Origin of the sequence: Candidatus Synechococcus spongiarum SH4 (genome assembly GCF_000586015.1) — a bacterium.
Taxonomy (GTDB): domain Bacteria; phylum Cyanobacteriota; class Cyanobacteriia; order PCC-6307; family Cyanobiaceae; genus Synechococcus_B; species Synechococcus_B spongiarum_F.
In genome coordinates this window covers 1-11,436 of the sequence record NZ_JENA01000031.1, presented here as the reverse complement: position 1 = coordinate 11,436, position 11,436 = coordinate 1, and the positions used below count along the sequence as shown (strand labels likewise).

Annotated in this window: 11 protein-coding genes and 1 pseudogene; 5 read left to right on the top strand and 7 right to left on the bottom strand. The window is 63.2% G+C overall.

The features are described 5' to 3' along the window. Positions 1-760, top strand: a 760-nt coding sequence (locus BG35_RS12970; protein WP_025781601.1) for a hypothetical protein, incomplete at its 5' end; no start/stop codon positions are given. Between the two features lie 24 nt (positions 761-784). Beyond that, a pseudogene (locus BG35_RS11895) lies at positions 785-970 on the top strand (hypothetical protein); the annotation flags it as partial. Here the strand turns inward: BG35_RS11895 and BG35_RS0102745 are convergent. Continuing rightward, positions 948-2,132 (bottom strand): NAD(P)H-quinone oxidoreductase subunit H, encoded by a 1,185-nt coding sequence (locus tag BG35_RS0102745; RefSeq protein ID WP_025781600.1) that lies wholly within the window; start codon positions 2,130-2,132, stop codon positions 948-950. The pseudogene BG35_RS11895 and the gene BG35_RS0102745 sit on opposite strands and share 23 nt — an antisense overlap. A 157-nt stretch (positions 2,133-2,289) precedes the next feature. On the opposite strand from BG35_RS0102745, the gene BG35_RS0102740 reads away from it, so the two are divergent. Then, the gene (locus tag BG35_RS0102740; RefSeq protein ID WP_025781599.1) at positions 2,290-2,499 is read left to right on the top strand and encodes a DUF6737 family protein; all 210 of its coding nucleotides are present in this window, start codon (positions 2,290-2,292) and stop codon (positions 2,497-2,499) included. Between the two features lie 174 nt (positions 2,500-2,673). Here the strand turns inward: BG35_RS0102740 and BG35_RS09935 are convergent, their stop codons facing one another. The 6 genes from BG35_RS09935 to BG35_RS0102715 form a co-directional block, all read right to left on the bottom strand. Continuing rightward, entirely contained in the window at positions 2,674-3,537 is an 864-nt protein-coding gene (locus BG35_RS09935; protein WP_373276958.1) for a sigma-70 family RNA polymerase sigma factor, read from the bottom strand. Positions 3,538-3,548: 11 nt separating this feature from the next. After that, positions 3,549-3,932: a sigma-70 factor domain-containing protein gene (locus tag BG35_RS14070; RefSeq protein WP_080687990.1), complete on the bottom strand. Its 384-nt coding sequence runs from the start codon at positions 3,930-3,932 to the stop codon at positions 3,549-3,551. A gap of 320 nt (positions 3,933-4,252) precedes the next feature. Then, positions 4,253-5,626, bottom strand: a complete 1,374-nt coding sequence (mgtE, locus tag BG35_RS0102730; protein WP_025781598.1) for a magnesium transporter — start codon at positions 5,624-5,626, stop codon at positions 4,253-4,255. A 36-nt stretch (positions 5,627-5,662) separates the two neighbouring features. Then, on the bottom strand, positions 5,663-6,079 hold the full coding sequence (locus tag BG35_RS0102725; protein ID WP_236619754.1) for a fluoride efflux transporter FluC: 417 nt from the start codon (positions 6,077-6,079) through the stop codon (positions 5,663-5,665). Beyond that, positions 6,076-6,519 (bottom strand): fluoride efflux transporter FluC, encoded by a 444-nt coding sequence (locus BG35_RS0102720; RefSeq protein WP_071994759.1) that lies wholly within the window; start codon positions 6,517-6,519, stop codon positions 6,076-6,078. The genes BG35_RS0102725 and BG35_RS0102720 overlap by 4 nt, the downstream gene beginning before the upstream one ends. Continuing rightward, positions 6,491-7,507, bottom strand: a complete 1,017-nt coding sequence (locus BG35_RS0102715) for a hypothetical protein (protein WP_025781595.1) — start codon at positions 7,505-7,507, stop codon at positions 6,491-6,493. Before BG35_RS0102715 ends, BG35_RS0102720 begins: the two co-directional genes overlap by 29 nt. Positions 7,508-7,881: 374 nt before the next feature. On the opposite strand from BG35_RS0102715, the gene ileS reads away from it, so the two are divergent. Together ileS and hisB are read left to right on the top strand one after the other, a co-directional pair. Continuing rightward, a complete protein-coding gene (gene ileS / locus BG35_RS0102710; protein ID WP_025781594.1) occupies positions 7,882-10,761 on the top strand; it encodes an isoleucine--tRNA ligase in 2,880 nt (959 codons plus the stop codon). A 34-nt stretch (positions 10,762-10,795) separates the two neighbouring features. Continuing rightward, a partial coding sequence (hisB, locus tag BG35_RS0102700; protein WP_025781593.1) for an imidazoleglycerol-phosphate dehydratase HisB occupies positions 10,796-11,436 on the top strand: 641 nt, incomplete at its 3' end.

Here is an 11,436-nt window from a genome sequence, read left to right as displayed (position 1 = left end):
ACTAGGAATTATAGCAGGCTTTATACTAAGGATACTGCACTACATAAAGTTGTTCTTCCTGGTGCCTATAATACTTATCGTGGACTTCCTGCTGTGGCTCTTAACGTGTGGACTGTATAAAGGGATGGCTGAAAGGAACAGGGAAGCTGATGGACTGCGTGAGATCAAAACACTGGAAGAAGGACTCGCCCAAGCCAGGAGCCCGGAAGACATGTTTGTCATGTGCAAGCACCAGCCGCCTCCGTCCCTGCGATTCCAGAAGTCCGAGAAGGTCCTGTGGGTTCTTCCTGACTGTAGATATCTGAAGGTCAAAAAGCATACAACTTTTTCCGGAGGATCGCTAGGTGCATCATTTGGAGTGACAAGGAATATTGACGTTGGAATTGGCAGATTCGGCGGAAGCCTGGACGAGGACGAGCGTCTGGAGCAGGCCGACGAGGGGACAGTTGTCTTGACCACTCAGCACATTTACTTCCACGGCCAACGCTGGGAGCGGCACTTCCCTGAACGTACGGAGCGGTTCCGGGTACGGCTTGACAAGCTGGCATCGGTCAGCGTTGCAGAGGGCCATGCTAATCGACTCATGTTCCAGCGAGATGGTGAGGGATCACGACTGGAGTGTTTTGAGTCCGACTCTATGGCCTGTGCTCGTACCCTCGACAAATTGCTCCTGTGGCTGAAGGAGTCGGAGTTGGTCATCGCCAGCAGCGGCGCTGACGTGGATGCCGCCGCCGATTTTGGTGATGCCGATTTTGATTGAGCGGGAGCCTGAGGAGAGAGGAGGCCAGCCCGGCGCCTGCCCGGGTTACTACCCATGCCCTTGAACCGCACCGGCATTCCCGGTCTCTACTGCGTTGGAGACTCCTGCTTCCCGGGCCAGGGGCTCAATGCGGTGGCCTTCAGCGGCTATGCCTGTTCCCACCGGGTTGCCGCCGACCTGGGCCTTCTCACCGGTCCACGGAACCCATGATCACGTCAATGGAGCCCAGGATGGCCATGATGTCCGCCACTTTCACCCCCTTGAGCAGGTGGGGCAGGATCTGGAGATTGTTGAAGTCCGGGGCGCGGATCTTCCAACGCCAGGGGGTGACGTCGTTGCTGCCGATGAGAAATATGCCCAGTTCCCCCTTGCCGGTCTCCACCCGGGCATAGAGCTCGCCGCTGGGGATCCTGAAGGTGGGCGCCACCTTCTTGGCCAGGTACTGGTAGTCGAAGTCGTACCACCGGCTCTTGCGCCCCTCCTGCAGGCGGCGCGCCTCCAGGTTTTCCGTGGGACCGCCGGGGATGGCGCGGCAGGCCTGGCGCAGGATCTTCAATGACTCCCGCATCTCCTGGATCCGCACCTGATAACGGGCGAAGCAGTCCCCCTCCTCGGCGGTGGCCACCTCCCAGTCAAAGTCGTCGTAGCACTCGTAATGGTCCACCTTGCGCAGATCCCAACACACACCCGAGGCCCGCAACATGGGGCCGGAGAGGCTCCAGTTGATGGCCTCCTCCCGGCTGATGGTCCCCAGACCGGTGATGCGGCGCCGGAAGATGGGGTTATCGGTGATCAGCCGCTCGTACTCGTCAATTTTTGGACCGAACCAGTCGCAGAAGTCGCTGCATTTCTCCAGCCAGCCGTAGGGCAGGTCCACCGCCACCCCACCGATGCGGAAGTAGTTGTTGTTGATCAGCCGCTGCCCGGTGGCCGCTTCCCACAGGTCGTAGATCATCTCCCGCTCCCGGAAGATGTAGAAGAAGGGGGTCTGGGCCCCCACGTCCGCCAGGAACGGCCCCAACCAGAGCAGGTGATTGGCAATGCGGTTCAACTCCAGCATCAACACCCGGATGTAGCTGGCTCGCCTGGGAACGGTGATGTTCGCCAGGCGTTCGGGGGCGTTGACGGTCACCGCCTCGTTGAACATGCCGGCCGCATAGTCCCAACGGCTCACGTAGGGGACAAACATCACGTTGGTGCGGCTCTCGGCAATTTTCTCCATGCCCCGGTGGAGGTAACCGATGACGGGTTCGCAGTCCACCACGTCCTCCCCGTCCAGGGTCACCACCAACCTGAGCACCCCGTGCATGGAAGGATGGTGGGGCCCAAAGTTGACCACCATGGGTTCCGTGTGGGTCTCCAGTTGCGTCATGGGCAGTGATTCGCTGGAGGGATCCTAGAATGTCCTCCTCCACAGCATGGCGCATCCGGCCATGGTTGTCGTCTGCTCACAGGTTGCCACCGGCTGCCCATGCCCTGGACGCCGTTGGCCCACCGTGTCATGGTGGGTTGCAGCAACATCAGCACTGATGGCTCCGGGCTTTTGGCAGAAGAAACCCTGGTGGTGTCAGCCCTGGAGCATCCTGCTCACCGGCGTTGGCGTACTGGTTGGAAGCTGGTGGCTCACCGGGCGTTGGTGGATTGTGACGGGGTTGGGTTGTGCCGTTGTTGTCTGGTGGTGGCTGTTTCTGGTGCTGGCCCCCCGCTTTGACGAGCAACAGGGCGGCGGGCTGGAATGACGTGGGCTTGGCGCCATTCCACGATTTTCATGGCGTGGTGACGACCGGTATGCGCGACACCCTGGACGCGGTGGCGGCTGGCCTTAAGGATGGCAGCATCACAACTGGATATGAGCCGCCTTGCCTGGCCCTTGCCACCGGTTGTTGACAACCCAGGCGATGACTGGGCCCTGGTCAGGCCATGGCATAGTCCTCGATGTTGGCCCGCAGATGACGCAGACTGGCCATACAGTCCTTCTCCAGCTTGCGAACCCGGTCACGGCTCATGTTGAGCACCCGGCCAATGCCCGTGAGGCTCATGGGCTCATGCTCGCCAATGCCGTAGCGCATTTTGATGACCTCGCACTGCAGGTGGGGCAGTTGGCCCAGGATGGCTTCAATGTCACTCTTGAGACACTCACCATCCACCACTTCATTGGGGGCAGGACCTTCATGGCAGAGCAGTTCCTGCAGGGCGGTGTCGTCTCCGTCCCCGACCCGTAGATCCAGACTTACGGGTTGACGGGCACGGCAGATGATGTCCTTCACTTCGCTGGTGAGGGTATTCACCTCATCTTCGGAGCGCTTGAGGGCGTGGGCAAGCTGGGCCATGGTGGGTGCGTGGCCCAGTTCCCTGTTGAGGCGGACAATGACCTCGTGGACAGTCTCCCCCTGTTCTTCATCCAGGGCAACGGCGGCGGAGAGTTCCACCACGGTGGGTGTACGCCCCAACTGCTGGCTCAGTTCCCGCTGGCTTTTCTTCAGGCGGTTGAGAACCTCGGTAATGTGAATCGGTAGACGAATGGTGCGGCTTTTCTCGGAAATGGCCCGGGTAATGCCCTGGCGAATCCACCAATAGGCGTAGGTGGAGAACTTGTAACCCCGGCTGGGGTCGAACTTTTCCACGCCACGCACCAGGCCGATGGTACCCTCCTGAATCAGGTCCAGGAGTTCCATATTGCGCTTGGTGTATTTTTTGGCCACGGACACCACCAGGCGCAGATTGGCGGAAACCATCCGTTCCTTGGCGCGACGACCGCTGCGAAGGCGGCGCTGCAACTGGGCGGGGCTCAACTCCGCCGCCTTTGCCCACTCCTCCCAGGCGGGGCAACGCCAGTGTCTTGCTTGAGTTGGGCCTCAAGCGCCTCCAGATGCATGAGATCCTGCACTTGGCGCCCCAAGGTGATTTCCTGTTCATGGCTCAGCAGCGGGACACGGCCAATATCCCGCAGATAGGAGCGCACCAGGTCAGCGTCGGCAGAGGATTGACCGGTGGCTTGGGAGGGTGAGGACGAGGGGAAGGACGAGGTGGCGGTCATGTCTTTTTCATGTTCATGGCTGGCCAGAGGAGAACGGCCAACGTGGTTCTGCAGGAGGGAGAGCACCGGATCAGCCTTGGCGGAGGATTGGCTGGTGGACCGGGATGAGCAGGAGGGTGAGAGGGCTGGAACCATGGGTGACGCAGGCTGCTCCGAGCTGTAAGCAAATCCTAACCTTAAGAAGCGTAAAGAAGATCATGGATCTTCCCATTTTCCAAAAAATTAAGTACAAGTGCTTACTCCGATTCCTCTGATTCCATGAAAACGGACCTGGGCCAGGGACCTCCCCGTCCCGTTCAGAACCAGCCTGGGGGCCGACTGCGGGCCGACCAAGGGTTGATAATCTTTCATGCTAGCGAGTTTCACAGTGAATCTGAAGGAAACCTGGCTTATACAGGATACATTCCCCCCGAACCGTTTCCCTGGCCCCGGCCACCTGTGGCGCCCCAGCGCCTTCAGGTGGCGGGCAACAGCAGCCTGGAGGCCAACTGTAGATAGACAAACACCCCAGCCACGTCCACCACTGTGGTGATGAAGGGGGCCGACATCAAGGCCGGGTCGAAGCCCAGACGACGAAACAACAGGGGCAGCAGGGAACCCGCCGTTGCCGCCATGGTGGCAATGGCCAGAAGACTTCCCCCCACCGCCACGGCCACCTGCTGCGGATAGTCCAGAACCCAGACCACCAGGCTGACAATGATGGACAACAGCAGGCCCAGCAGTGCTCCCGCAGCGCTCTCCCGCAGCACGGATTGCCAAGCCCCGATGGCCTGAATCCGCCTTGTGCTCAGACCACGGATGACCACCGTGGAGCTTTGGGCGCCTATGTTGCCGCCGGTGCCGATCAGCAGGGGAATGAAGGCCGCAAGGGACACGTATTGAGACAACACCGCATCCTGGGCGGCAATCACCGAGGCGGTCCCCACGTTGGCCAGCAGCAACACCAGCAACCACACCAGACGGCGGCGGGCCACTTGCAGCAGGTTGATCTGAAAATAGTCGTCTTCGTCGGCGGTCTGGATGCCGCCAGCAGCGTAAAGATCCTCCGTGGCCTCCTGCTCAATCACGTCAATGACGTCGTCCACGGTGACAATCCCCACCAGCCGGGACTCCCGGTCCACCACCGGCAGGGCCAGGAAGTCATAGCGCTGGATCTGGCGGGCCGCTTCTTCCTGGTCCACTTCCGTGGTCAAGGACACCACCTCCCTGGTCATGGCCTGGGCCACCAGCAGATCCGGCTCGGTCGTCACCAGTTCCCGCAAGGACAGAGTTCCCGTCAGGCGACTGAACCCGTCAGTGACGTAGAGGGCGTAGACGGTTTCTGTCACACGGGCGCGACGGCGCACCACGTTCAAGGCTTCCGCCACCGTCTGTTGTTGTTTGAGGGCGATGAACTCGGTCGTCATGAGACGACCCGCCGTGCCCGGCGCATAGCCCAACAACTGGGCCGTGACTCGGCGCTCTTCCGGGCTCAACTGCTGCAGCAGGCGCCGCACCACCTTGGCCGGCAGCTCGTCGAAGAGACGCACCCGGTCATCCGGCGCCATCTGCTCCACCACCTCCAACACCTCGTTGGAGCGCAGGGTCTCCAGGAGGGCCTGCTGCACCAGGGGTTCCAGGTCCTCGTACACCTCGATGGCCAGATCCTTGGACAGGAGCCGGAAGCCCAGGGCCTGCTGGGCCGTGGGCAGGGTGCCGATGGCCTCAGCAATATCCACGGGTTGAAGGGGCTCCAGAAGATGTTTGACCCTGTCGTAGCTGCCCTCCTGCAGCAATCCGGCCAGTTGCTGGGCAACCTGCTCGGAGACACTGGGGCCGCTGCTGTTCATGCCCCTTGAATCCACAGGCAACAACAGTTTATGGGCTTATGGGCGCGCCTTCCCCGGGCCCGGCAGTTGCCCCGGCAATTGCCCCAGCCAGGCCATGGCGAGTCCCACCGCAAGACCCAGACCCAGCCACAGCAGACCCATGATGAACCCCTGCTGTTGCAGTCTTTCCGTCACCAGCATCCAGGAGGAAAACGTGGTGAGTGATCCACAGAATCCCGCCCCCAGAAACAACCGGAGTCCCTGGCGGGAGGCAGACCGGGTCACCAGCCAGGCCAGCAGCCAACTGCCCACACCGTTGACCACTACGTCGGATCCCCCAGGAGGCAGGTAAGGGCTCAACTGGACAGCGGCCTGCCAGCGCAACAGGGCTCCGGGAACGGCGCCCGCCGCCACCAACAGGAACCGCTGCGTCGCGGCTGTCAGGGCAGGCCCCATGGTATGTCCGGCGCTCATGGGGCCAACGCCTCACCCAGGGCCAAGCCCAGGGCCAGGAGGCCGTAGCCCCCCACCACGCTGGCTCCCACCAGACCCAGCGCCTCTTGCCGGTGGCCGGTTTTCAGCAGGAGGATCACGTCCACCATCAGGGTGGAGAAGGTGCTGAGGCTGCCAGCAAAGCCCACCCCCAGCCAGAGCCACAGCGCCTGCCCGGGATAGCGCATCAGCGAGCCTGCCAACAATCCCAGAGCGCCGGAAGCCGCCACGTTGACCGCCATGGTGGCCCAGGGAGCACCGGCCGTCCCCGGCAGTTGGCGCTGTTGATGACGACCGGCCCAGCAGGGGGACCACCATCGCACCAGCCACCAGCGCAGACAAGCCCCCGGGGCAGCCCCCAGGGCCACCAGCAGGGCGCCGCCGAGGGGCTGATCAACCACCACTGATGGTGATCTCCACATGGAGGCGTTCCTGGCCCCCCACTGCACCCAGGGAAACCTGCATGGGACTGCCTGACAGGGATTCCAGCGTCTCCAGCAGGCGGCGCAGGTGAGGGGTGTCGCCGCCGCTGTCCAGCCGCAGGCGCTCCTGGAGATCGCCCAGCCGCTGCCAACTGCGATTCAACTGGCTGGCGGCCTGCTCAACCTGCCGGGCATGGCGAAGGATTTCCGCCAGGATTCCCAGGGCCTCCAACCGCTGGGCTTCCCCCATGGCCTGGTCCAGGTTGAGGGGACGGTCCCGCAGCGTATTCAAGGCCAGGGCAGCCTCCAGAACCATGGCCATGGCGCGGGCCGTCCGGGTGGCGGCCTTGACGGCATCAAGCTCCGGTGCAGCCGCCAACTCCTGCCGCAGTTGCTCCTGATGTTCCTCCGGCAGGCGGGCCAGTTCCTTCACGAGGGGGGCCACCGCCCTGGCGGGCAGAACCTGGGCCTGGGTCCGTTGACGCACTTCGTCCGGCAAGAGTTCACTGCTGGCTGCGGTGAATTCATCATCAAGGCGCTTCACCTGGTGACGGGTGATCCATTCCCCTTCATTGGCTGCGGTGTTGACCAACTGCTGCACCGGCGGCGCCGCTTTGGCGGTGGCCAGAAAGGCGTGTTTGGAAAAATTGTTGACACAGGCGGGATCCAGACTGCCCGCCCCCACCAGGTCATCGGCGGAATCGGCCAGTTGAATCAGGCCGTAGGCATGGCTTTTGCTGATGTCCCGCTCCCGCAACCACTGGAGAAACGCGCCGCCCCGGCTCTGGCCGCGCCGCTGGCCGCGATCCCGGATGCGGCGCAGGATCCTTCCCCGCCAGATCTCCGTCTGTAAATCGAACTGCTCGCAGACGGACCATGCCCGGTCCACCCGCTTCAGGAACTCCGCCTCACTCAGATGATCCGCCTCGGGATCCGGCAAGTCCAACGCATCAAGAGCCGCTTCCAGGACACCAGGGGCTGCAGACACAGAATGACGTGGCGCATCGGGAAGCCCTAAACTAACCCGAGTTCCGGAGCAGGGGAAGTCGCGGCTTGCCCGCCCACGTCAAGAAGGCCCCTCTCACCGTCACGGGTTCGGAGGGCCGAGTGGACCGTGTGATGGTGTAGGAGTAGGATCTGCTGCCACCGGACTCCACCGGCGGCCGGAGCAGGGTAACCATAACATCAGTTCCGGGCGTCGTTGTCCGCTACCGCCACCACGGCCACGGCAGGGGTGAATCCGCCCGCCCGTGGCGTCTTTAATCCTCTTCCTCGCTGGTGTTTTCAGTGTGTTAAGGAACATAACGGCGCCCTGGCGCCCCTTGCCCGAGAGGGCAGGCCAGGCGGGAAAATCGTCAGGATATGAACCCGGCCCCCGCCTTGGAGAGTGACAGCGTCCGGAGCACCATCAACCTCCCGAAGACCGGCTTCCAGATGCGGGCCAATGCCGTGGAGCGGGAGCCTCAACTCCAGCAATTCTGGTCCGAGCACAAGGTGTACGAACGGCTGAGCCGCAGCAATCCCGGCCCGCCCTTCGTCCTCCACGACGGCCCCCCCTACGCCAACGGCGCCCTGCACATGGGCCATGCCCTCAACAAGGTGCTCAAGGACATCATCAACAAATACAAGCTGCTCCAGGGGCGCAAGGTGCGTTTTGTGCCGGGTTGGGACTGCCATGGCCTGCCCATTGAACTGAAGGTGTTGCAAGAACTGAAGCCGGAGCAGCAGCGGCAACTCAACCCCATCAAGCTGCGCAAGAAGGCGGCGGCCTATGCCCGCAAGCAGATGGAGGGGCAGCGGCAGGGCTTTCGCCGCTGGGGCGTCTGGGGGGACTGGGACAATCCCTATCTCACCCTGCAAAAAGAGTATGAAGCCGCCCAGATCGGGGTGTTTGGCCGCATGGTGCTGGCCGGTCACGTCTACCGCGGCCTGAAGCCGGTGCATTGGAGTCCCAGTTCCCGCACGGCCCTGGCGGAGGCGGAGTTGGAGTATCCCGAGGGGCACACCAGTTCCAGCGTCTACGGAGCCTTTCCCGTGGGGACCGTGCCCGATGCCCTGGCCCGGCGCCTGGACGGGGCCGCCCAGGGCCTCCACCTGGCCATCTGGACCACCACCCCCTGGACCCTGCCCGCCAACGTGGCGGTGGCGGTGAATCCCCGTCTGGACTATGCCGTTGTGGCCACGGCTGATGGGCGGCGGCTGGTGGTGGCCTGTGGGCGGCGCTCAGCCCTGAGCCAGGTGCTTGATCAGCCCCTGGAGGTTCTCCAAACCGTGCCGGGGACCGCACTGGAAGGGATCAGCTATGAACACCCCCTGTTGGAGCGTCAGGGCCGGGTGGTGCTGGGGGGGGACATGGTCACCGCCGATTCCGGCGCCGGTCTGGTGCATATCGCTCCGGGGCACGGGGCGGAAGACTTTGTGGTGGGCCGGCGCTACAACCTGCCCGTCCTCTGCCCCGTGGATGAAGGGGGGTATTTCACCGCCGAGGCCGGCCCCTTCGCCGGACTCAACGTGCTGGAGGATGCCAACCCCGCCATCGTTGCCGCCCTCAAGGACCGGGGCTTCCTGCTGGCCTGTGTGCCCTATGGCCACCGTTACCCCTACGACTGGCGCACGAAAAAACCCACCATCTTCCGGGCCACGGAACAATGGTTTGCCTCGGTGGACGGGTTCCGGGAGGCGGCCCTGACGGCCATCGGCCAGGTCACGTGGCTACCCGGCTCCGGCCGCAATCGCATTGAGGCCATGGTGGGGGAGCGGGGGGACTGGTGTATTTCCCGGCAACGGGTCTGGGGTGTGCCCATTCCGGTGTTCTATGCCCGCAATGGAGACGAGGTGCTGCTCAATGAAGAGACTCTCGCCCATGTGCAGCAACTGTTTGCCGCCCACGGCAGCGACGCCTGGTGGACCATGGACGAGGCGCAACTCCTGCCCCCCGCCTATGCCCCGGAGGCGGAGCGCTGGCGCAAGGGCGCCGACACCATGGACGTGTGGTTTGACTCCGGCTCAAGCTGGGCAGCGGTGGCGGCCGGCCGTGAGGGGCTCGCCTATCCCGCCCATCTCTACCTGGAGGGTTCGGATCAGCATCGGGGCTGGTTTCAGTCGTCCCTGCTCACCTCCGTTGCCGTCCATGGCCATGCCCCCTACCGCTGTGTGCTCACCCACGGCTTCACCCTGGATGAACAGGGCCGCAAGATGAGCAAATCCCTGGGCAACGTTGTGGATCCCACAGTGATTATTGCCGGTGGCAAAAACAGGAAAAAGGAGCCGGCCTACGGGGCCGACGTGTTGCGGCTCTGGGTGAGTTCCGTGGACTACTCCTCCGATGTTCCCATCGGCGCCGGCATCCTGCGGCAACTGGCGGACGTGTATCGCAAAGTGCGCAACACCTGCCGCTACATGCTGGGCAACGTTTACGACTTTCAACCCGAACGGGACGGTGTTCCCTTTGACAAGCTGGCATGGCTGGACCGCTGGCTGCTGCATCGCACGGGCGAGGTGCTCCAGGAGGCAACCAGGGCGTTTGAAGCCTATGAATTCTATCGCTTCTTCCAGATTCTTCAGAACTTCTGTGTAGTTGATCTTTCCAATTTCTATCTGGATATTGTCAAGGACAGGCTCTACATCAGCGCCCCCCAAGACCTGTCGCGGCGTCAGTGCCAAACGGTGCTGGCGGTGGTGGTGGAGCAGTTGGCGGGCATGATGGCCCCCGTGCTCTGCCACATGGCCGAGGACATCTGGCAGAACCTCCCCTATCCCGTCCCGGAAACCTCCGTATTTGAGCGGGGTTGGCCCCAAGCCGCTGCCCAATGGCGCCATGACCGGTTGGCGGCGGTGGTGGGGCAGTTGCGCCGCCTGCGCACCAGCGTCAACCGTCAGTTGCAGGCCAGCCAGACCGCCGGCCATGTGGGCGCCTCCCTGGAGGCCCAGGTGTATCTGGACATTCAGGATCCAGCCATGCAGGAGGCCGTCGCCTGGCTCCGGGACCAGGGCGTCAGCGCGGAAGATCTGCTGAAAGACTGGCTCCTGGTTTCCCAACTGCACATGGGCGGTGATCCCCTGCCTCAACCCCTGGCGGAATCCCGGGAGGACGGTCTCCACGTCCAGGTGGCCAGGGCGGATGGTTGGAAGTGTTCCCGCTGCTGGCACTACACCACGGATCAGGGGGAAACGTTAGATGACGGTTCCCGCATCTGTGATCGCTGCGCCGCCGTTCTCCAGCGTTCCGCAGCAGCCGTGTAACCCCGCAAACCAGACGGTTGGATCCCTTTCTCCCATGCCAGTCCCCAGCAACGCCAACGCCAACCAGGACGGGCGCATCGGTTCCGTGGAACGGGTGACCCGGGAAACCCAGGTGCGGCTGCGCCTGAACCTGGACGGGACCGGCTGTGGCCAGGTGGAGACCACCATCCCTTTCCTGGACCACATGCTCATGCAACTGGTGAGCCATGGCCTCTTCGATCTACACGTGCAGGCCCAGGGGGACACCGAGATTGACGACCACCACACCAACGAAGACGTGGGCATCAGCCTGGGGCAGGCGTTGGGGCAGGGGTTGGGGGATCGCCGCGGGATTTATCGTTTCGGGCATTTCCTGGCCCCGTTGGACGAGGCCCTGGTGCAGGTGGCCCTGGACTGCTCCGGGCGGCCCCACCTGGAGTTTGACCTGCAACTGCGTTCCGAGCGCATTGGCCGCTACGACACCCAATTGGTGCGGGAATTTTTCGTGGCCGTGGTGAACAACAGCGGCCTCACCCTGCACATCCGCCAACTCCACGGCCGCAACGACCACCACGTTGTGGAGGCCTGTTTCAAGGCCTTTGCCCGGGCCTTGCGCATGGCCACGGAGGTGGACCCACGGCGCTCCGGCCAGGTGCCCAGCTCCAAGGGGGTGCTGGAACAGGCGGGGGTGGTTGA

Coding starts and splice junctions, on each gene's coding strand:
- BG35_RS0102725 (WP_236619754.1), bottom strand. CDS start 6,079: ATGAGCGCCGGACATACCATGGGGCCTGCCCTGACAGCCGCGACGCAG.
- BG35_RS0102720 (WP_071994759.1), bottom strand. CDS start 6,519: ATGTGGAGATCACCATCAGTGGTGGTTGATCAGCCCCTCGGCGGCGCC.
- BG35_RS0102745 (WP_025781600.1), bottom strand. CDS start 2,132: ATGACGCAACTGGAGACCCACACGGAACCCATGGTGGTCAACTTTGGG.
- BG35_RS14070 (WP_080687990.1), bottom strand. CDS start 3,932: ATGGTTCCAGCCCTCTCACCCTCCTGCTCATCCCGGTCCACCAGCCAA.
- mgtE (WP_025781598.1), bottom strand. CDS start 5,626: ATGAACAGCAGCGGCCCCAGTGTCTCCGAGCAGGTTGCCCAGCAACTG.
- BG35_RS0102740 (WP_025781599.1), top strand. CDS start 2,290: ATGGCTCCGGGCTTTTGGCAGAAGAAACCCTGGTGGTGTCAGCCCTGG.
- ileS (WP_025781594.1), top strand. CDS start 7,882: ATGAACCCGGCCCCCGCCTTGGAGAGTGACAGCGTCCGGAGCACCATC.